The 20,983-nt window shown below is 74.5% G+C and carries 15 protein-coding genes and 1 pseudogene; 7 read left to right on the top strand and 9 right to left on the bottom strand.

Features of this window, described 5'->3' with window-relative positions; translation table 11 throughout:
* The first annotated feature begins 94 nt into the window (after window positions 1–94).
* The 3 genes from coaBC to ACIQ9P_RS13050 all read left to right on the top strand — a co-directional run bounded on the left by coaBC (window position 95) and on the right by ACIQ9P_RS13050 (window position 4,971).
* Complete coding sequence (gene coaBC / locus ACIQ9P_RS13060) at window positions 95–1,330, top strand: bifunctional phosphopantothenoylcysteine decarboxylase/phosphopantothenate--cysteine ligase CoaBC (protein WP_402354276.1); 1,236 nt, start codon at window positions 95–97, stop codon at window positions 1,328–1,330.
* 152 nt (window positions 1,331–1,482) lie between these two features.
* Window positions 1,483–2,691, top strand: coding sequence for a methionine adenosyltransferase (gene metK, locus ACIQ9P_RS13055; protein ID WP_402354273.1), 1,209 nt, complete (start codon window positions 1,483–1,485; stop codon window positions 2,689–2,691).
* Window positions 2,692–2,823: 132 nt separating this feature from the next.
* The gene (locus ACIQ9P_RS13050) at window positions 2,824–4,971 is read left to right on the top strand and encodes a primosomal protein N' (protein WP_402354270.1); all 2,148 of its coding nucleotides are present in this window, start codon (window positions 2,824–2,826) and stop codon (window positions 4,969–4,971) included.
* Between the two features lie 531 nt (window positions 4,972–5,502).
* Here the strand turns inward: ACIQ9P_RS13050 and ACIQ9P_RS13045 are convergent.
* A pseudogene (locus ACIQ9P_RS13045) lies at window positions 5,503–5,854 on the bottom strand (hypothetical protein); the annotation flags it as partial.
* A gap of 242 nt (window positions 5,855–6,096) precedes the next feature.
* On the opposite strand from ACIQ9P_RS13045, the gene def reads away from it, so the two are divergent.
* The 3 genes from def (at window position 6,097) to ACIQ9P_RS13030 (ending at window position 9,246) form a co-directional block, all read left to right on the top strand.
* Window positions 6,097–6,642 carry a peptide deformylase gene (gene def / locus ACIQ9P_RS13040; RefSeq protein WP_402354267.1) on the top strand — a complete coding sequence of 182 codons (546 nt, stop codon included), beginning with the start codon at window positions 6,097–6,099 and terminating at the stop codon, window positions 6,640–6,642.
* Window positions 6,643–6,748: 106 nt separating this feature from the next.
* Entirely contained in the window at window positions 6,749–7,708 is a 960-nt protein-coding gene (fmt, locus tag ACIQ9P_RS13035) for a methionyl-tRNA formyltransferase (RefSeq protein WP_402354264.1), read from the top strand.
* Between the two features lie 71 nt (window positions 7,709–7,779).
* On the top strand, window positions 7,780–9,246 hold the full coding sequence (locus ACIQ9P_RS13030) for an RsmB/NOP family class I SAM-dependent RNA methyltransferase (protein ID WP_402354261.1): 1,467 nt from the start codon (window positions 7,780–7,782) through the stop codon (window positions 9,244–9,246).
* Between the two features lie 82 nt (window positions 9,247–9,328).
* On the opposite strand, the gene ACIQ9P_RS13025 is transcribed toward ACIQ9P_RS13030, so the two are convergent.
* From ACIQ9P_RS13025 to ACIQ9P_RS12990, 8 genes are all read right to left on the bottom strand, one after another.
* Entirely contained in the window at window positions 9,329–10,306 is a 978-nt protein-coding gene (locus ACIQ9P_RS13025) for a LysR family transcriptional regulator (protein ID WP_402354258.1), read from the bottom strand.
* A 674-nt stretch (window positions 10,307–10,980) separates the two neighbouring features.
* A complete protein-coding gene (locus ACIQ9P_RS13020) occupies window positions 10,981–11,337 on the bottom strand; it encodes a DUF6204 family protein (RefSeq protein WP_402354255.1) in 357 nt (118 codons plus the stop codon).
* 132 nt (window positions 11,338–11,469) lie between these two features.
* The gene (locus ACIQ9P_RS13015) at window positions 11,470–12,750 is read right to left on the bottom strand and encodes an MFS transporter (RefSeq protein WP_402354940.1); all 1,281 of its coding nucleotides are present in this window, start codon (window positions 12,748–12,750) and stop codon (window positions 11,470–11,472) included.
* Window positions 12,751–12,794: 44 nt separating this feature from the next.
* Entirely contained in the window at window positions 12,795–13,400 is a 606-nt protein-coding gene (locus ACIQ9P_RS13010) for a GNAT family N-acetyltransferase (RefSeq protein WP_402354252.1), read from the bottom strand.
* Window positions 13,401–14,609: a type III PLP-dependent enzyme gene (locus ACIQ9P_RS13005; RefSeq protein ID WP_402354249.1), complete on the bottom strand. Its 1,209-nt coding sequence runs from the start codon at window positions 14,607–14,609 to the stop codon at window positions 13,401–13,403. It abuts the gene before it with no gap.
* Window positions 14,602–16,065: a DUF6271 family protein gene (locus ACIQ9P_RS13000; protein WP_402354246.1), complete on the bottom strand. Its 1,464-nt coding sequence runs from the start codon at window positions 16,063–16,065 to the stop codon at window positions 14,602–14,604. The genes ACIQ9P_RS13005 and ACIQ9P_RS13000 overlap by 8 nt, the downstream gene beginning before the upstream one ends.
* Window positions 16,062–17,180, bottom strand: a complete 1,119-nt coding sequence (locus tag ACIQ9P_RS12995; RefSeq protein WP_402354243.1) for a phytanoyl-CoA dioxygenase family protein — start codon at window positions 17,178–17,180, stop codon at window positions 16,062–16,064. The genes ACIQ9P_RS13000 and ACIQ9P_RS12995 overlap by 4 nt, the downstream gene beginning before the upstream one ends.
* Before the next feature lie 909 nt (window positions 17,181–18,089).
* The gene (locus ACIQ9P_RS12990; protein ID WP_402354240.1) at window positions 18,090–19,193 is read right to left on the bottom strand and encodes a hypothetical protein; all 1,104 of its coding nucleotides are present in this window, start codon (window positions 19,191–19,193) and stop codon (window positions 18,090–18,092) included.
* Between the two features lie 403 nt (window positions 19,194–19,596).
* Between ACIQ9P_RS12990 and ACIQ9P_RS12985 the strand changes: the two genes are divergently transcribed.
* Entirely contained in the window at window positions 19,597–20,961 is a 1,365-nt protein-coding gene (locus tag ACIQ9P_RS12985) for an FAD-dependent oxidoreductase (protein ID WP_402354237.1), read from the top strand.
* Window positions 20,962–20,983: the final 22 nt, after the last annotated feature.

Genomic DNA, 20,983 nt, shown 5'->3' with positions numbered 1-20,983 from the left:
GGGCGGGGCCGTGCGGGGTGCCCCTGTGCGGGTGGTCGTCGGCGGGCCGTAGGGTTGGCGGGCATCTGGGACCGCCACGAGGAGAGCAGGCGACATGAGCGGCAGCACGGAGCGGACGGGCGCACCGCGCGTCGTCCTCGGCGTCAGCGGCGGCATCGCCGCGTACAAGGCGTGCGAGCTGCTGCGGCGGTTCACCGAGTCCGGCCACCAGGTCACCGTGGTGCCCACCGCGGCGGCGCTGCACTTCGTCGGCGAGGCGACCTGGGCGGCCCTCTCCGGCCGCCCCGCGGCCACCGAGACCTGGGAGAACGTGCACGAGGTGCCGCACGTGCGGATCGGGCAGAACGCCGACCTGGTCGTGGTCGCCCCGGCCACCGCCGATCTGATGGCCAAGGCCGCCCACGGCCTCGCCGACGACCTGCTCACCAACACCCTGCTCACCGCCCGCTGCCCGGTCGTCCTGGCGCCCGCGATGCACACCGAGATGTGGGAGCACCCCGCGACCCGGGAGAACGTGGCCACGCTGCGTCGCCGGGGTGTGATCGTGCTGGAGCCCGCCAGCGGACGGCTGACCGGGAAGGACACCGGCAAGGGGCGGCTGCCCGAGCCGTCCGCGATCTTCGACGCCTGCCGCGCCGTGCTCCGGTACGGCGGCGAGCGGGCCGACCTGGCCGGCCGGCACGTGGTGGTCTCGGCCGGTGGCACCCGTGAGCCGCTCGACCCGGTCCGCTTCCTCGGCAACCGCTCCTCCGGCAAGCAGGGCTACGCGCTCGCCGCGACGGCCGCCGCCCGCGGTGCCCGTGTGACGTTGATCTCGGCCAACGCGGGGCTGCCGGATCCGGCGGGGGTGGACGTGGTCCGGGTGGCCACCGCGCTGGAGCTGCGGGACGCGGCGCTCAAGGCCGCCGCGGACGCGGACGCCGTGGTCATGGCCGCGGCGGTGGCCGACTTCCGGCCCGCGGTCTACGCCGCCGGCAAGATCAAGAAGGTCGAGGGCGTCGAGCCGGCGCCGGTCGAGCTCGTCCGCAACCCCGACGTGCTGGCCGAGCTCTCCGCCCACCGCACCCGTTCGGGCCAACTGGTGGTGGGATTCGCGGCGGAGACCGACGACGTCCTCGCCAACGGCCGGGCCAAGCTCGCCCGCAAGGGCTGCGACCTGCTGGTGGTCAACGAGGTGGGGGACGGAAAGGCATTCGGGCAGGACGTCAACGAGGCCGTGGTGCTGGGCGCCGACGGCACCGAGACCCCCGTTCCGGTGGGGCCCAAGGAGGTTCTGGCGGACGTCGTCTGGGACCTGGTCGCGGAGCGGCTGGATCTGCGCGCCCATTGATCTCGAAGGGTGGGCACGCGGTCTTCGATTCCGGAATCACGTGACGTTTCTCGGAAGCCGACCGTTACACTCCAGGAATCAAGTCTTTCCGGAAGTCCCCGGTTCCGACCGGGGCCTTTCAGTCAGCAGCCGCTGCAACCCCAGGGAGCGCTGTGTCTCGCCGCCTGTTCACCTCGGAGTCCGTCACCGAGGGACACCCCGACAAGATCGCTGACCAGATCAGCGACACCATTCTTGACGCTCTCCTCCGCGAGGACCCGACCTCCCGGGTCGCGGTGGAGACGCTGATCACCACCGGCCAGGTGCACGTGGCCGGCGAGGTGACCACGAAGGCTTACGCGCCGATCGCGCAGCTCGTCCGGGACAAGATCCTGGAGATCGGCTACGACAGCTCCAAGAAGGGCTTCGACGGCGCCTCCTGCGGCGTTTCCGTCTCGATCGGCGCCCAGTCGCCGGACATCGCCCAGGGCGTCGACACCGCGTACGAGGCCCGGGTCGAGGGTGACGAGGACGACCTGGACCGCCAGGGCGCCGGGGACCAGGGCCTGATGTTCGGCTACGCGTCCGACGAGACGCCCGAGCTCATGCCGCTGCCGATCACGCTGGCCCACCGCCTCTCGCGCCGCCTCACCGAGGTGCGCAAGAACGGGACCATCCCCTACCTGCGGCCCGACGGCAAGACCCAGGTCACCATCGAGTACGACGGCGACAAGGCCGTCCGCCTCGACACCGTGGTGGTCTCCACCCAGCACGCGAGCGACATCGACCTGGAGTCGCTGCTCACCCCGGACATCCGCGAGTTCGTCGTGGAGCCGGAGCTGAAGGCGCTCGCCGAGCAGGGCATCAAGCTCGTCACCGAGGGCTACCGGCTGCTGGTGAACCCGACCGGCCGCTTCGAGATCGGCGGCCCGATGGGCGACGCCGGCCTCACCGGCCGCAAGATCATCATCGACACCTACGGCGGCATGGCCCGCCACGGCGGCGGCGCCTTCTCGGGCAAGGACCCGTCCAAGGTGGACCGCTCGGCCGCGTACGCGATGCGCTGGGTGGCGAAGAACATCGTCGCCGCCGGCCTCGCCCGCCGCGCCGAGGTGCAGGTCGCGTACGCGATCGGCAAGGCCGAGCCGGTCGGTCTGTTCGTGGAGACCTTCGGCACCGAGACCGTGCCGGTCCTCGCGATCCAGCAGGCCGTCACCGAGGTGTTCGACCTGCGTCCGGCCGCGATCATCCGCGACCTGGACCTGCTGCGTCCGATCTACTCGCAGACCGCCGCGTACGGCCACTTCGGCCGTGAGCTGCCGGACTTCACCTGGGAGCGGACCGACCGCGTGGAGCAGCTGAAGAAGGCCGTCGAAGCCTGATCGGCCCGTAAGGCTCCTAGGATCGTTTGACGGCAGGTGGTGGCCGCCCGGTACTCCGGGCGGCCACCACCTGCCGTTTTGTCGGTGGACCCGCTGCTGTTCTGTCGGTGGGACCTGGTAGGACTGGGTGCGATGAGCAGCAGGCAGGGGAGTGACGAGGGCGGGGCGCCCGGGGCTGACGCCGGGGTGTCGGGCGAGGGGGGTGGCGCGTCGGGCGAGGACGGTGGGGCGCCGGAGCAGCTGGCGTTCATCCGGGAGACGGTCCGGCGGGCCAAGCCGCGCAGTTGGCGGGGCGCCAAGCGGGCGGAGCACCTGCCGGTCGCCCGGGTGGTCGTCGACAAGGGCGTGCTCACCATCGACAAGTTCTTCGACTACGAAGTACCGGCCGTGATGGCGGAGGAGGCCCAGCCCGGTGTACGGGTCCGGGTGCGTTTCGGCGCGCGGGTCGTCAAGGGTCAGCGCGAGGGCGGGGAACTCCACGACGGCTTCATTGTCGCCCGGCTGGAGAAGAGCGATTTCTCCGGGCCGCTGGCCCCGCTCGCGCAGGTCCTCTCGCCGGAACCGGTGCTCACCCCGCAGCTGCTGCGGCTCTGCCGCACCGTCGCCGACCGCTACGCCGGCACCCTCGCCGACGTCCTGCAACTGGCCGTACCGCCCCGGCACGCCAAGGCGGAGGCCGAGCCCTCGCCGCCGTCGCCGCCCCGGCCGGACGCGCCCGCGCCCGGCGGCTGGTCCCGCTACCCGGCCGGACCGGACTTCCTGGCCTCGCTCGCCGCCGGTGGTGCGCCGCGCGCGGTCTGGACGGCCCTGCCCGGCCCCGGCTGGCCGTACGAGATCGCCCGGGCCGTCGCGGCCACCCTCGCGGGCGGACGCGGCGCGCTGGTCGTGGTGCCCGACGGCCGCTCGGTGGCCAGGGTCGACCGGGCGCTGACCGAACTGCTCGGCGAGGGCCGGCACGCCGTCCTGGCCGCCGACCTCGGCCCGCGTGAGCGCTACCGGCGCTGGCTCACGGTCAGCCGGGGTTCGGTGCACGCCGCCGTCGGCACCCGGGCGGCGATGTTCGCCCCCGTGCGCGACCTCGGGCTCGTGGTCGTGTGGTCCGACGGCGATTCCAGTCACGCCGATCCCCGCGCCCCGCACCCGCACGTGCGCGAGGTCGCCCTGCTGCGCGCGGCCGAGGAGGGCGCGGCGGTGCTGCTCGGCGGGCACGTGGTCACCGTCGAGGGTGCCCAGCTGGTGCGGACCGGGTGGGCCAGGCCGCTGACCGCCGACCGGGAGACCGTCCGCCGGACCGCGCCCCGGGTCCGCACCGTCACCGATCTCGACCAGCACCGGGACGCCGCCGCGCAGGCCGCCCGGCTGCCCTCGATCGCCTGGGAGGCCGCCCGAGAGGGCCTGACCTCGGGCCCGGTGCTGATCCAGGTGCCCCGGCGCGGCTACGTCCCCCGATTGGCGTGCGGGCGCTGCCGTACGCCGGCGCGCTGCCGGCGCTGCGAGGGCCCGCTGGAGGCGGCCGGGGCCGACGCGCCCCTGCACTGTGGGTGGTGCGGCGAGGAGGACCGGGAGTGGCACTGCCCGGAGTGCGGGTCGTTCCGGCTGCGGGCGCAGGTGGTCGGCGCCCGGCGGACGGCCGAGGAACTGGGCAAGGCGTTTCCCCGGGTGCCGGTGCGGACCTCCGGGCGGGACGCGGTGCTGGCCACCGTGCCGGACGAACCGGCACTGGTGATCTCCACGCCCGGGGCCGAGCCGGTGGTCGAGGGGAGCGGCGGGTACGCGGCGGCGCTGCTGCTGGACGGCTGGGCGCTGCTGGGCCGCCCCGACCTGCGGGCCGGGGAGGAGGCGCTGCGGCTCTGGCTGGCCGCCGCCGCGCTGGTCCGGCCGGCCGGGGAGGGCGGGACGGTGGTGGTGGTCGCCGAGCCGACCGCGCGGGCGGTGCAGGCGCTGGTGCGCTGGGACCCGCTCGGGCACGCCGGGTTCGAGCTGGACGAGCGGGCCCAGCTGCACTTCCCGCCGGTGGCCCGGATGGCCTCGGTGACCGGCAGTCCGGCGGCGGTGGCGGACCTGCTGAACCTGGTCCGGCTGCCACCGGACGCGGACGTGCTCGGGCCGGTGCCGCTGGCGGCCCTGCGGGGGGAGGAGCAGGAGCGCGCGCTGCTGCGGGTGCCGCCCGGGCAGGGTGCCGCGCTGGCGGCGGCGTTGAAGGCGGCGCAGATCGCGCGGATCGCGCTGCGGACGCCGGAGGTGGTGAAGGTGCGGATCGATCCGACGGACATCGGCTGAGGGCGGTCCGGCGGTGCGGTGTGCGCTGCTCTTCCGGTCGGGGGCCGGTCGGGTGGGCCGGCCGGGGTGCCGGACAGCGGGTGAGGGGCGCGGCGTTCGTACGGCCGTGGCCCTCACCCGGCGTCCGGGTGGTGCGTCAGCCGCGCAGGGGGACGCCGGAGCGGTCCAGCGCGGTGCGGTCGACGGAGCCGCGGTCGACGGGGGTCCGGTCGACGCCTGCGCGCTCGACGGCGGTGCGGTCGACGCTGCCGCGGTCGAGTGCGCCGCGGTCGAGGGCCGTGCGGTCGAGGCCGCCCTGGCGGGCGGCCGGGACGGTCGCGGCCAGGCCGGTCGGGGCGGGGGAGCGGTCGCGCTCCACCACCGGGTGGCCCGGGGCGGTGTGGCCCGGGGCGGTGTGGGCCGACGGGAGGCCGGCCGCGGCGTGCTGCGGGGTGTGGGTCGCGGGGTGCGGCGCGCTGTGGCCCGGGAGCTCCTCGGAGCGGTCCGGGCGGCTCGGGTTGGGCACCGCGGCGCCCGCCGCCAGCAGTTCGCCGGTCGGCCGACGCATCCCGTAGCGGCGGTGCACCGCCTGCTTGGTCACCCCGAGGGCCGATCCCACCGAGTCCCAGGAGAACCCCAGCGCGCGGTCGAACTCGACCGCCGCCGCCACCAGCGTCTCCACGCTCTCCCGCAGCTCCTGCGCCAGCCGCACCGTCGGCGCGGGGGCCCGCCCGTAGACCACGAAGCCCGCCGAGGTGCTGGGGCGACGGGGCCGGTAGACGTTGCCCAACTGGGCGGTCAGCGTCCGCAGCGCATCGACCTGCCGCCTCACCCGCTCGATGTCCCGCACCAACAGGTGCAGGCTCGCCCGCGCCCGGGCGTCGTGGTTGATCTGCTCGGCCATGGCTTACGTGCCACCTTCCGTACGGTTCGCTCGACCGGAGCGCCCTTCCCGCGCGCTCCGGCCACGGTCAATCCCCCTTGACCAACGCCGTACCGGCGCCGGGGTCACGCAGGCGGGGCGAGCGGGATATGCCAGAACCCCGCGCGGGCGGATTGCATAGACTTGCCGACGGCCGCGCGCACCCCGCCCGGCCCACCCGTTCCCGGCAGTCAGCACCCCCGACGGACAAGGAGCCCGCGCCCGTGGCGATCCAGCCGATCCGTATCTTCGGAGACCCTGTCCTGCGCGCCACCGCCCAGCCCGTCACCACCTTCGACAAGGAACTCCGCACCCTGGTCGGGGACCTCACCGAGACCATGCTCGACGCCCCCGGCGCCGGTCTGGCCGCGCCCCAACTCGGTATCTCACTAAGGGTGTTCACCTACCATGTGGACGGCGTCACCGGGCATCTGATCAATCCCGACCTGTCGCTCAGCGAGGAGGAGCAGGAGGGCCCCGAGGGCTGCCTCTCGCTCCCCGGCCTGCGCTACGACACCCGGCGCGCGTACGGGGTGGTCGCCCGCGGCTTCAACATGTACGGCGATCCGGTCACCGTCGAGGGCACCCGACTGCTGGCCCGCTGCATCCAGCACGAGACCGACCACCTGGACGGGATCGTCTTCATCGACCGCCTCGACCGGGAGCAGCGGAAGGCCGCGCTCAGGGCGATCCGGGAGACGGACTGGGGTTCGGGCCCGGTGCCGGTGGTCAAGGTCTCCCCGCACAGCACCTTCGGCGCGGCGCGCTGAGCCCGCACCGCCTTCGGCACGCCGGGCCCGAGTGGCTCCGGCGCGGCGCACCGCGCGCCCGCCCGTTTTTGAAAAACGCCAACTCCGTACTGCAGAAAGGCACTTGATGCGCCTCGTGTTCGCCGGCACCCCCGAGGTCGCCGTTCCCGCCCTGGACGCCCTGCTCGCCTCCGGCCGGCACGAGGTCGTCGCGGTGGTCACCCGCCCCGACGCCCCCTCCGGCCGGGGCCGCAGGCTCGTCGCCAGCCCCGTCGCCCAGCGCGCCGAGGAGGCCGGGATCGAGGTCCTCAAGCCGGCGAAGCCGAGCGACCCGGACTTCGTCGCCAGGCTCACCGAGCTGGCCCCCGACTGCTGCCCGGTCGTCGCCTACGGCGCCCTGCTGCGCCCCGGCACCCTGGAGATCCCGAAGCACGGCTGGGTCAACCTGCACTTCTCGCTGCTCCCCGCCTGGCGCGGCGCCGCGCCCGTCCAGCACGCGGTGATGGCCGGCGACGAGGTCACCGGCGCGTCCACCTTCCTGATCGAGCAGGGCCTCGACTCCGGTCCGGTCTACGGCGTGATCACCGAGGAGGTCCGCCCCGCCGACACCAGCGGCGACCTGCTCGGCCGGCTCGCGCAGTCGGGCGCCCGGCTGCTCGCCGCCACTATGGACGGCATCGCCGACGGCAGCCTGCACGCCCTCCCGCAGCCCGCCGAGGGCATCACCCTCGCCCCTAAGATCACCGTCGAGGACGCCCGGATCGACTGGACGGCGCCCGCCCTGCGGGTCGACCGGGTGGTGCGCGGCTGCGCCCCCGCCCCCGGCGCGTGGACCGAGTTCCGCGGCGAGCGGCTCAAGGTCACCGGCCCGGTCACCCTGGTGCCGGACTCCGCCGCGCTCGCCCCGGGCGAGCTGGCCGTCGGCAAGAACAGCGTCCGGGTCGGCACCGGCAGCCACGAGGTCGAGCTGGGCGAGGTGCGGCCGCAGGGCAAGAAGGCGATGCGGGCGGCGGACTGGGCGCGCGGCGCCCGGATCGAGTCCGGCGAGCGCCTGGGCGAGCGCCCCGCCGAGGCCGGCACGAGCTGAACCGGCCCGCGTTTCGCGTTACTGTTCGAGAGATCACGACATAACCTCCGTAGCACCTTGAGGCACATCCCATGAGCACGCCCAGCAGCAGTTCCGGCACCACCCACGGCGCGTCCGGCGGCAAGCGCGCCCCGCGCCCGCACCGGCGCCCGAAGAAGGACCCCGCGCGGATCGTCGCGTTCCGCGCCCTGCGCGCCGTCGACGAGCGCGACGCCTACGCCAACCTGATCCTGCCCTCGCTGCTCCGCGAGGCCGAGCAGAAGGGCATGGACCGGCGCGACGCGGCACTCGCCACCGAGCTGGTCTACGGCACCCTCCGGCTCCAGGGCACCTATGACGCGGTCATCGCCGCCTGCATCGACCGCCCGATCAGCAAGGTCGACCCGCCGGTCCTCGACGTCCTCTCGCTCGGCGCCCACCAGCTGCTGACCACCCGCATCCCCAGCCATGCCGCCGTCTCGGCCACCGTCGAACTCGCCCGGGCCGTACTCGGCGACGGCAAGGCCAAGTTCGTCAACGCCGTGCTGCGCCGGATCAGCGCCCACGACCTGGACACCTGGCTGGAGCAGGTCGCCCCGCCGTACGACAAGGACGCCGAGGACCATCTCGCCGTCGTGCACTCCCACCCGCGCTGGGTGGTCGCCGCCCTGTGGGACTCGCTCGGCCGCTGGCAGCCCGGGGCCGCCGGGCGCGAGGCGATGGAGGAGCTGCTCCGCGCCGACAACGAGCGCCCCGAGGTCACCCTGGTGGCCCGGCCCGGGCGGATCGCCGTCGGCGAGCTGGCCGAGACCCTGCCGGAGGCCGAGCCGGGCCGCTGGTCCCCGTTCGCGCTGCGGCTCGCGGAGGGCGGCGACCCGGGCTCGCTCGCGGCGGTCCAGGACAACCGGGCCGGTGTCCAGGACGAGGGCAGCCAGCTGGTCGCCCTCGCCCTCGCCGCCGCTCCGCTGGACGGCCCGGACCGGCTGTGGCTCGACGGCTGCGCCGGTCCCGGTGGCAAGGCCGCGCTGCTCGGCGCGCTCGCCGCCGGACGCGGGGCCGCGCTGGTCGCCAGCGAGAAGCAGCCGCACCGGGCCCGGCTGGTCGCCCGCACCCTGGCCGGGAACCCCGGCCCCTACACCGTGATCGCCGCCGACGGCACCAGGCCGGCCTGGAAGTCCGGCGGCTTCGACCGGGTGCTCGTCGACGTGCCGTGCTCCGGCCTCGGCGCCCTGCGCCGCCGCCCGGAGGCCCGCTGGCGTCGCCGGCCGGCCGACGTCGCCGCCTTCGGGCCGCTCCAGCGCGACCTGCTGCGCTCGGCCGTCGAGGCGACCCGGATCGGCGGCGTGGTCGGCTACGCCACCTGCTCGCCGCACCTCGCGGAGACCAGGGCGGTCGTCGACGACGTGCTGCGCGACGAGGGCGGCCGGGTCGAGTGGATCGACGCCCGGCCGCTGCTGCCCGGCGTGCCGGCCCTCGGCGACGGCCCCGACGTCCAGCTCTGGCCCCACCTCCACGGGACCGACGCGATGTACCTGGCGCTGCTGCGCCGCACGGCGTAGCGGGGGGAACGACGGCGGGGGTGGGCGGAGTCGGTCGGCTCCGGTCCGGGCGATCGGTCCGGACCGGAGCCGACCGGGGTGTTCAACGGGAGCTCAGGACCGGGCGGTTGGCGCCGAGGAACGCTTCGGCCGGGGGCAGGGCGGCGCGGCGGGGCGCGCCCGCGCGGGCGGTGACCACGCCGCGGACCAGCTCGCGCAGCCAGCGGTGGCCGGCGTCCTGGTCGTTGCGCGGGTGCCAGGCCATGGTCAGTACCACCTCGGGCAGGTGCACCGGGAGCGGGAAGGTGCTCAGGCCCAGGGCCTCGGCCGCCGGGGTGCCCAGGCGGGCCGGGGCGAGGCCGACCAGGTCGCTGTCGCGGAGCAGGAAGAGGGCGGCCGGGTAGCTCGGCACGCTGGCCACCACCCGGCGGGAGAGGCCGACCTCGGCCAGTCGCTGGTCGATCGGGCCCGGGCCGCGGCCGTTGCGGGAGACCGCGAGATGGTCGGCGGTGGCGAACTCCTCGACGCTGGGGGGCGCGCCGACGGTCAGCGGGTGCCCGGCACGGGCGATGCCCACCAGGCTGGAGGTGGCCAGCGGTTCGGTGCGGGTCTCGGGGTCGAGGTGGTCCGTCACGCCGACCTCCAGGTCGATCACGCCGTCCCGCATCGCGCTGGCGCCCTCCGGGTGGTCGCTCAGGAAGCGCAGGGTGACGGCGGGAGCCTGGGCGCGGACCGTCTCCACCAGGCTCGCGCCGATCGTGGTGAGGAGGACGTCCCCGGTCTGGAGGGTGAAGCGGCGGTTGAGGTCGGCGGGTTCGGCGGCGGCGCGCGGGACCAGCAGCGACTGGCCGCGGCTGACCAGCGCGCGGACCTCCGCCCGTAGTTCGACCGCGCGTGGTGTCGGGACCAGCCCCCGGCCGGCCCGGACCAGGAGCGGGTCGCCCAGTACCCGGCGCAGCCGCCCGAGCGTGCGGCTCATCGCGGGGGCCGAGGTGTGCAGCCGCTCGGCGGCGCCGGTCACGCTGCCCTCCTCCAGCAGGGCGTCCAGGGCGACGAGCAGGTTGAGATCGAGGTCCGGCATGGAGTTCTCCGCTGGTGGTCGGTCGGCTGGGTGGGGGGTGGTGGGGGGTGGTGGGGGTGTGGATGACCAGAAGTGGAAGCAGTGCTGACCCAGGGTTTCGTGGGAGCGCGTGACGACTCGTCATCTACCGTCGATCGTGACAACTCCCCTTTGGAGTGAAGGATCTGACGTGATGATTGACAATGACATGTTGGTGATGGCCTGCCAAGGAGGCCGTGTGCCGACCTTTTGTCCGGCCGACGGCGCACGCCGGCCGCTTCGGCCCGGTGAGCTGCCCGGGTGCCCCGCGCACCGCCCGGGCGGCGTCCCCGGGTGACCCGGCGGCCCGGTGGCGGGGGTACGGAAGTGGGGACGGTCGGTCCGGATCACCGGACGGTGGTACATACCAATCGGCCTGCGCCGGAGCGCGCCCCGTGCGGGCCGGCGGGCGTGCCGGATGCCCGCGCGGGTGGGACCGGGCGCGGGGCGGGGGCGTGCGAGGGGGGCGAGGTCGGCGGCGGCGGTGCGGCCGAAGGCGGTGGCGGCGGTCGGCCACGGGCGTTCGACGGCCCGGCAGTGATCCGCGGGACACGCCCCGGCCGCGGTGGGCGGCCCCGGGGCGGTGGTCCTCGACGATTCGGATCCGGGCGGGATCCGGGCGGGCAGGCGTCGTGCGCGGGGGTGGGGCGCGGGCCTCAGAGCTCGTTGGCGGCCGCCCGGCGCTGTCGCTTGCCGAGCGGGGCCTGCGAGAGGTCCTCGGCCTGGGAACGGAGGTTCTTGTGGCCGTACCCGCGTTCGTCGAGCCAGGCGCGCGCGGACCGCTCCGCGCGCTCGGTGGCGTCGAGGATGTCCTCCTCGGCCTCGCCGGTGTCCTGGTAGCGGAACGTGAAGACGGCGCGGGCGTTCAGGTCGTAGCTGAGGTGGCCCTCGGGGGTGAAGGCGGCGTAGAGGATGTCGTGCTCGGCGGCCTCGGACAGCAGCTCGGCGCGCTGCTCGGGGGTGAGGCCGTCGAAGACGCCGCGGACGGTGATGCGGAAGGTGCGGGAGCTCATCCGGCGAGCCTAGTTCGCGGGGCCGCGGGTGGGCGAAGGGTTTTGCGGCGGCCGGTCGCACCGCGTGCCGCCCGGCGCCCCTGGCGACTGCCCGAGTGTCGGGGAGGGGCGGCCGGGCGGGTGCGGCGCGGGTCAGACCTCGTGCAGCGCCGAGTCGGCGGGGGCGGCCGGCGCGGCGGGCGCGGTGGCGTCGGCCGCCGGGTCTCCGTCGAGGGCGGGCCAGGCGATCCGGGTGGAGCAGAGCGCGACCACCAGCGCCGAGACCGCGACCACGCCCATGCCCCAGGCCAGACCGGTGGCGTTGGCGACGAAGCCGATCACGGCCGGACCGGCGAGCAGTCCGGTGGTGCCGGTGGCCGCGACCAGGGCCAGGGCGTCGGAGCCCTGCCGGGCGGCCGCGACGTAGACACAGGGAGTGACGGCGGCGATGCCGAGGCCGACGCAGGCGAAGCCGATCAGGGCCGGCACGACGCCGCCGACCAGCAGGGCGAGCGCCAGACCGAGCCCGGCCACGGTGCTGCCGACCCGGACGATCGGGCCGTCCCCGAAACGGGTGCGCCAGCCGTCGGCGAACAGCCGGGCGACGACCATCATCACCGAGATGACGGCGATGCCCAGCGGGGCCAGCTGGGGCGAGGCGTGGACGACGTTCTTCAGGTAGAGGGCGGACCAGTCGTTCATGGCGCCCTCGGTGATGGTGCCGAACACCATCGCGACGCCCATCCAGATGGTGATCCGGGAGGGGAGCGGGATCCCGCGGCGCTTCGGCGCCGCCTCGGCGTCCGGTCCGGCGTCCGGTCGGGCCTCCGCCCCGGCGACGGGCTCGTCGGCCGCGGCGGGCTGCGGCTCGTCCGTCAGCATGCCGGTCCGGGCCAGCAGGAGCAGCAGGGCGAGGACGGCGGCCGCGATCGCGAAGTGCGCGGACAGCGTGGTGGTGACGATGTTGACACCGGAGGCGAGCAGGGCCGCCAGGCCCAGGCCGGCGCTGAAGGTGGCGTGCAGCCTGGACATCGCGGTCCGCCGGAAGCGGACCTCCAGCGCGGCGCCCTGGGCGTTCATCGCGACGTTCAGGAAGCCGACCGCGACACCGTCGAGGGCGGCCACCAGCAGCAGGACCGGGAAGTTCGGGGCGAGGGTGAAGCCGGCCAGCACGAGGCCGAGGACGATCGCGGAGACCGTGGCGAGGGTACGCGAGCCGTACCGCTTCATCATCGTGGCGACGAGCGGGAAGGAGGCGGCCGCGCCGATGCCGGAGGCCATCAGCAGCAGGCCGATGTGGCCGTCACTGAGTTCGAACCGGGTCTTCAGGGCGGGCAGACGGGAGACCCAGGTCGCGTACTGGAAGCCGAGGAAACAGAACAGCGCTGCGATGGCCAGGTGCGCCCGCAGGAAGTCGTCGCGCACGCGGAGCATGTGCATCAGTCCGATTCGTAGTGGGGGAGGAGAGGGGGACGGCGCTACGGGTGGAGGGGCATCGCCATGTACACGGCCCGGTCGCCGTAGCTCGCGGGGAGCCGTACCTCGGGGTGGGGGAGGTAGCCGAGGGGGGCCCAGAGGACTTCGCTGCCGCGGACGGCGACCAGCGAGATGGTGGCGTAGCCGCGGTCGCGGGCGGTGTCGGCGAGGAAGGTGAGCAGGCGCGGGGCCAGGCCGCGTCCGCGCAACCGCTCGGTCACCACCAGGTCGTGGGCGTGCAGGTTGGTGGAGGCGGCGGCGGCCGGGGACTCCGCGCGGCCGAGGTCGGGGCAGTGGCCGAGCGGATAGGGCAGCGCGAGCAGGTAGCCGCCGAACTCGCCCTTGTGCTCGACCGCGAAGCAGAGGTCGGGGGCGGCCCGGTGGCGCGAGCGCAGCGCCTCGCCGCCCTCGGAGAGACCGCTCTCGCCGTAGGCGCGGGCCTCCAGCGGGACCACCTCGGCCCAGTCGCGCTCGGCGAGCGGGCGGACGAGGAGCTCCTCGTCGAGGAGGGCACCGGTGGGGTGCGCGTCGGCGTGGTGTTCGTCGGCGTGCTGCTCGTGGGTGGGGTGCTCGTGGGTGGGGTGCGTGTCGGTGGGGTGCGCGGACATCTACTGCGGGACTCCCTCGGGGGCGGGCGGGTCGACCGGCCCGCCCGCCCGGACGCAGCTGTAGGGGAGCGGGGGGAGGCCGTTGAACCCGCGCGTGGTGTAGGCGGTGGCGTAGGCGCCGCAGGAGAGGATCCACACCGGGTCGCCCGAGGCGGCGTCCCGGGGGACGGGCACGCCGGCGCCCTCGTCGGCGTAGGCGTCGTCGCTGTCGCAGGTGGGCCCGGCGATCACGGCCGGAACGGTCACGGCGTCCGGGTGGGTGGGGAACTCCAGCCGGTAGCGCAGCTCGTCCATCTCGTACAGGCCGTTGAACTTGCCGCAGCTCAGGTAGAGCCAGTACGCCCGCTCACCGTCCAGTTGCTGACGATCGGTCAGGCGGGCGACGCGGGCCCGGATCGCGCCGTGGTCGGCGACCAGGTGGCGGCCCGGCTCCAGTAGGAAGTCGAGCGGTGCCGCGGAGATCTCGCGCAGCCGCTGCATGCCCTCCCGGATCACCGCGAACATCTTGTCCACCGGCGGGTGGAGTGCTTCCCCGCGCCGGTCGAGTACGCCCAGGGCGGGCAGGCCGCCGCCGAGGTTGACGTGGTCCAGCAGGATGCCGCGCCGGTTGGCCTCCTCGACCACCGAGGCGATCGTCTCCAGGACGTGCCGCCAGGCGTCGGAGGTGAGTTGCTGGGATCCGACGTGCACCGAGAGCCCGGCCGGGACCAGTCCGGCGTCCCGGGCCGCGTCCAGCACCCGCAGGGCGTCCGCCGGCGAGCAGCCGAACTTCCGGCTCAGGCCCCAGAGCGCCCCTTCGCCGGTGGTGGCGAGACGGCAGAACACCCTTGCGCCCGGGGCGTGTTCGGCGATCGCGAGGACGTCGGCCAGGCTGTCGGTGGCGAAGTCGCGCACACCGAGCCGGTACGCCTCGGCGATCTGGCGATCGGACTTGATGGTGTTGCCGTAGTGGATCCGCTCGACCGGCACGCCGGTGCGCAGCGCCTGGGAGATCTCCTGCGGTCCGGCCGCGTCGAAGCCGGCGCCCCGGGCTGCCAGGCAGTCGAGCACCTCGTCGACCGGGCACGCCTTCATGGCGAACCGGATGTCGACGTCCGGCAGTTCGCGCCGCAGGGCGTCGTACTGGGACTCGATGCCGTCGAGGTCGTAGAGGATCCGGTCGTCCTCGGTGGCGGCCAGGGCGGCGCGCAGGGGTCCGTGATCAGGCATGGGCGGCGCTCCGGCCGGTGGTGGGCTGGGCGGGTCCCCGGGGTGTGTCCGCGCGGGCGGGCGCGGGCGGGACCACGAGGAGGTCGGTGTCCGACGGCGCGGGCGCGACGGTCCGGGCGGCGGCGACCAGCGGGCCCCAGGCGTCGACGAGCAGGGCGAACGCCTCGATGTCGGCCTGCGCCTCGTCCAACAGGCGTTCCCGCCGGGGCAGCAGGTGATCGGCGAAGTCGGCGTAGCGTCCGCCGAGGCCGCGGTAGGCGCGGTCGAGGACGGCCAGCCGCCGGTGGTTCTCCGCCCGGTCCTCGCCGGCCGCGCGGCGGGCGAACCCGGCCACGGCCCCGGGGCGCAGGTGGTGCTGCCCGTCGAGCAGTTCCCCACCGGCCGACTCCAGCGCGTCGTAGACCGGGTGGAGGTACAGCATCGACAGCAGGAACTTGGTGAACCGCAGCTGGTAGGCGAGGAATCCGGCGTCGGTGCGCCGTTCCGGGGTGTACCGGTTGACGATGTCGCGGTTGTGGGTGACGCCGGGCAGCCCCGCGCTGAGCACCAGGTGGTGCAGGAAGTAGTCGCTGCCGATGGTGTCGGTCGCCGGTGGCAGCGGCACCCGCTCGTACACCTCGCGGTCCAGCGCGATGTTGCACATGTCGATCCGCCAGATGTCGGGCAGGTCGAGCACTGCACGGTCGTGGGTGAACGGGTCGGTGCCGTTGCCGACGAACGAGTCCGCGACCAGCTCGCGCCGCTGCTCCTCGGTGGAGCCGGTGCTCGCCCACAGGCCCACGACCTCCTCGTAGACCGCCGGGTCCAGCGCCCGGACCTCCCCGAGGTCGACCGAGAGTTCACCGATGAAGGAACCGCCGACCAGGGCGACCGGCTTCCCCGCGTGGGCCGGGTCGAGGGTGTGGTGGGTGACGTCGGGGGCGGCGTCGGCGGCGCGCCGTCCGATCGAGCGCAGCTCGTGGTGGATCGGGAACACCGGCCGGCCGTCCAGCTCCTGGTAGGTGCTGTCGGAGTCGCGGCGGTGCAGGGAGGTGCAGCCGAGCGCGGCGGCGATCAGGAACGCCCGGTTGGTGCAGGCCCCGTAGGACACGGAGTCCGGCAGCATCAGGTCGAGCAGCCGGTCGGCGCCGGCCGCCCCGGACAGGGCCGGGGCCGCGGACAGGGCCGGGGTCGCGGCGCGGGCGCGGTCGATCACGGAGCGCAGGAAGGCGCGCTGCCGCTCCTCGTCGAGGTGGTGGACGAGGACGCCCGCGGTGGCGGGCAGGTCGGCGACGGCCTTCTCGTGCCCGGCGCGGGTCCCGGCGTCCGCCGAGTCGAGGATCAGCAGGTGCACCAGGACGCCGAACTCGCGGGCTGCCCAGGCGGCTTCGGCGGCGACGTCGGCGATGGCGGGGGCGCAGGCCCGGTTGGTGGGCAGGGCGAGGCAGATGCCGGGCGCGGCGAGGTCCACGGTCATGCTTCGCCCTTCCGGGTGTCGGGGGTGGTGCGGGAGTCGGTGGCGGTGTCCGGGGTCGGGGCGCCGTCCGGGGCGGTGGCCGGGCCGGGGCCGGATCCGGCGCCGTGCCAGGACTCCAGGCCGAGCAACCTGGCGCCGAGACCGGTGAGTTCGGCCGCTCCGTAGCGCAGCGACTCGTGCTCGCGGTGGTCGCCGACCAGGGTGCGGTTCCAGGTCGGGGTGGAGCGGTCGCGCCAGGAGTCGACGCGTGATGCGCGGAGCTCCGTGTGCTCCTCCAGCGCTGGCATCATCGACAGGTACTGCACGGAACGCACACCGCCCGCCGAGGTGTTGGCGGCCACGCCGTGGGCCAGCATGCCGTTCCAGATCAGCAGGTCACCGGCCTTCAGCTCGGGCCGGACCACCGGGAACTCGGCCCGGTCGACGGCCGGCCGGATCGGGTCGCGGTCGGTCGGCTGGGCGGCCTGCCAGGTGTTGAACCGGTGGAACAGTTCGGGGTTGCACTGGAAGCCGCCGTGGTCCGGCGCGGTGTCGTTGAGGGCGATGATGCCCTGGACGCGCTGGGGGAGCATCCCGGCGGTGGAGTCGACGTCCCAGTGCAGCTCGATGTCGAAGCCCTTGTCGGTGGGCTCGATCAGCGCCCGGTCGCGGTTCCGGACGTTCGGCGGGTTGAGGTTGAGCCGGTCGAGGGTGACCCAGAGCTCCTCGCAGTCCCAGACGTCGACGAAGGCGTCGTAGACCCGGCGGGCCTGCCGGCTGTCCCACATGAGCTGGTGCTGGTACGCCTCGACGAACCCGTAGATGTGCAGGTGCTGGTCCAACTCGTCCCGGAAGTCCCGTTCCTCGTACCAGGTTTCGGGTCGTTCGGGGTCGAGCCCCTGGAACGACCAGGCGAAGTCGAGCAGCCTGCGCGCGGCGTCGGGGGCGATCGCCTCCGGCACGACGACGTAGCCGTACGTCTGCCAGAAGGCGAACTGCTCCTCCGACAGAACGCGCAACGGGCGCTGCTTCTCGATGTCCCTCAGCGCGGTGGCGGCGAGGTACGCCTCGCCGTCGTTGCTGAAGTACGGGCGCTCCGAAGCGGCTCGATACAGGTACCCGTCGGGCTTCGGCATCACGTCACTCCAAGGTCGGGTCGGGGCGTCGGATCGGTGGGTGGTCGTGTGCCCCGGTGGGCCCGGGCGGCTGGGTGTCCGGGGCGCTGAACGGGGTGGGCGCGGAACGGGTCGCGGGAACGGCTGCTGGAAACGCTGGCTGGAACGGGTCGCCGGGCGGCGCGGAGAAGGGCGCGGCACAGCGCGCGGCGGACCTCGCGGCGCGGGACACGGCGAGGGGCACGGCGAAAGGGCACGGCGAAGGATCGGGAACAGGGTGCGGGAAGAGGACGCGGAAGGAGGAGGCGGGAAGGGGCCGGGCGGGCCCCGGGGGCCCTGAGGGGGAGTGAGGAGGCGGCTGGTTTGCTCGTCGGACAAGGAGTGCCGACATCTGTTCCGGCCTCGTCAAACGCGTGTGACCCTACGGTGGACTAGACCAACTTGCGGTGTCAACCCTCGTCCGGACAGCCCCGGACGGCGCTCCGTCGGTCGGTGGACGACCGGGCATGACCTGCGGGGAAGCCGAGGGCCGGGCGGGTCACGGCCGGTCGGCGCGGCGGTCCGGCGGACCGGGGCGCCGCTGCCCCTTCGGGCGGCCCGCGTTGCCCGAAGGGGCTGATGGCGGGCCGCGTTGACGGGTTGACGCGGCCTCGGGGCGGAGGTCGGCGCGGTGCCCGTGCGGATATGGGGCAGGGGGTGCGGCGAGGGTGTGGAGGGTGGGGCTGGTGTGGCGACGGCGGTCGCCCGGACGGGCACGGTTGCCGCTCCGATTCCGCCCGGCGCGACTGCTCGGTGCGACTGCCGGTTGCGACTGACCGGGCGCGACTGCCCGGTGCGGACCTGCGGTGCGCGGGGGGTGGGAAGTGCGGACGACGCCCGGTCCGTCACCTTCTCCCGGCGGGAGGAGGCGACGGACCGGGCGCCGGGGGATCAGAGTGCGACGGTCCGCAGGTAGGAGCCCTGGCCGCGGATCCCGGCCAGGAGGAGCGTGTGCCCGCCGGGAACGACCGCGGTGGCCGAGACGCCGTCCAGGCCGAAGCCGGTGAGCGTCTCGCCCGGGACGGCGGTGTCCGTCGCCGTGTTGTAGGCGAGCACGGCGGCCTGCGGCGTCCAGCTGTCCTTGAGGAGGTAGAGCCGCCCGCCGTCCGGGCTCACCGACACGTAGTGGAGGTCGGCCGGCGCGGTCGCGAAGGTGAAGACCGGCCGCGCGGAATTGGTGACGGTGCTGATGGCGTACCCCGTGCCGGCGGAGGCTTGGCTGCCCAGCGCGTACACCCGCAGACCGTCGGGCGAGGCGGCCAGCTCGCCGGTGGCGCCGAGCCGTTCGACGGGGAGCAGCGGCGTCGGCACCGCGGTGGTGGTGTCGAGGTGCTCGACGCCGAGGTCGGTGGCGACGTAGGCGGTCGCGCCGCCCGCCTGGAGGGCGAGTCCGGACACGCCGTACCCGCGCAGCTGGAGGGTCCCGGTGAAGGTGCCCCGGTCGGTGCCGAGAACCAGCACCCGTCCGGGCCGCACGCCCTGGCCGGCGCCGGCCGGGCCGTTCTGTCCGATGTAGACCCTGGACCCGTCCGGGCTCACCGCGAGGCCGGTCAGCGCGCCCGCCGACCAGCCGGCCGGGCGCTCCTGCTCGGGCGCGGAGGTGCGGGAGAGCACGGTGCCCGCCGCGGTGTCCACGGTCACCAACCGGTCCGCCACGACCACGTAGAGCCGCCGGCCGTCCTGGCTCACCACGGGCTTCCCGGCGTCGCCGTCCTCGGCCAGCGGCAGCTCGGCCACGACCGCGCCGCTGCGGAGGTCCACCGTGCGCAGGACGACCGGGGTCCGGCCGCCGGACCGGTCCGCCGCCACCACGTACGCCTTGGTGCCCTCGGGGCTGACGGCCAGCCCGAGCGCCCGCCAGCCGACGGCGGTGCCGTTCGACGTGTCCGGGGTCGGGTCGGCGGCGGCCGCCCCGGCGCCGGTTCCGGTCAGCAGCAGCGCCGCGGCCACCGCGATCGCTCCGGTCCACCGGGCTTTCCCCACAAGCGATTTCATGATTCCCCACTCTATGGTCTAGACCTTATGGGTGGTGCGAGGAAAGGCTAGGGCACGGGGCCGGGCGCGCGGCGTCGGTTTTTGGACCTTGTTCGTACCGGCCGGAGGCGGGGCCGGCGGACCCGAGGGGGACCGGGACGGCGGCCGGAGGAGGGCCCGGAGGTGGACCGGAGGAGGGCCCGGGAGGGAGGGCCGGGAGCGGCTCGGGCGGGGGATGCCGCAGGCGTGGGGGCGGCCCCGGCGTTGTTCCCGGGCCGCCCATAGGTTCGCTCTATGAGCTCATAGATCCACACCGCCTACAGTGGCAAGGTCCGGCGGGGTTGGGTGGACGTGGGTCACCCTCGCCCGTCCGCTCCGCCGCTCGACCCGTCCTGTTCGCCCCTGTCCGGAGGATCGCCCCGAGATGACCCGCCCGATCCGTGTCGCGATCGTCGGAGCCGGCCCCGCCGGCATATACGCCGCCGATGCCCTGCTGAAGTCCGACGCCGCCCAGCAGCCCGGGGTCTCCATCGACCTCTTCGAGCGGATGCCCGCGCCGTTCGGTCTGATCCGGTACGGCGTGGCGCCCGACCACCCGCGGATCAAGGGCATCGTCACCGCCCTCCACAAGGTGCTCGACAAGCCCGAGGTCCGGCTCTTCGGCAACGTCGACTACCCGGGCGACCTCGCCCTGGACGACCTGCACCGGTTCTACGACGCCGTGGTCTTCTCCACCGGTGCGATGGCCGACCGCGCGCTCGACATCCCCGGCGTCGGCCTCGACGGCTCCTACGGCGCCGCCGACTTCGTCTCCTGGTACGACGGCCACCCCGACGTCCCGCGCACCTGGCCGCTGGAGGCCGAGAAGGTCGCCGTGCTCGGCGCCGGCAACGTCGCCCTGGACGTGGCCCGCATCCTCGCCAAGACCGCGGACGAGCTGCTGCCCACCGAGATCCCGCCGAACGTCCACGAGGGCCTCAAGCGCAACCGGGCCCTGGAGGTGCACGTCTTCGCGCGCCGCGGTCCCGCCCAGGCCAAGTTCAGCCCGATGGAGCTGCGCGAGCTCGACCACTCGCCCAACATCGAGGTGATCGTCGCCCCCGAGGACATCGACTACGACGAGGGCTCGATCGCCGAGCGGCGCGCCGCCAAGCACGTCGACATGGTCGCCTCGACCATCGAGAACTGGGCCATCCGGGACGTCGGCGACCGCCCGCACCGTCTCTACCTGCACTTCTTCGAGTCCCCGGTGGAGGTGCTCGGCGAGGACGGCAAGGTCGCCGGGCTGCGCACCGAGCGCACCGAGCTCGACGGCACCGGCAACGTCCGCGGCACCGGGAAGTTCACCGACTGGGACGTCCGCTCGATCTACCGGGCGATCGGGTACTACTCCGACGAACTGCCCAAGCTGCCGTTCGACCCGGTCTCCGGCACCGTGCCGAACGCGGCCGGCCGGGTGCTCGCCGCCGACGGCTCGCACCAGGACGCGGTGTACGTGACCGGCTGGATCAAGCGCGGGCCGGTCGGCCTGATCGGACACACCAAGGGCGACGCCAACGAGACCGTCGCCTGTCTGCTCGCCGACCAGGCCGAGGGCCGGCTGCCGGGCGCCGTCGAGCCCGACCCGGAGGCGGTCCCGGCGTACCTGCGGGAGCGCGGGGTCCGGTTCACCACGTGGCAGGGCTGGTACGAACTCGACGCCCATGAGCGCGCGTTGGGCGAGGCCGAGGGCCGGGAGCGGGTCAAGGTGGTGGAGCGGGAGGACATGCTCCGGCACAGCGGGGCGTAGGCCGGAGCGGGGACCGGGCCGG

Source organism: Kitasatospora sp. NPDC094019 (genome assembly GCF_044764505.1).
Classification (GTDB): domain Bacteria; phylum Actinomycetota; class Actinomycetes; order Streptomycetales; family Streptomycetaceae; genus Kitasatospora.
This window is presented reverse-complemented; position numbering and strand designations above follow the sequence as displayed.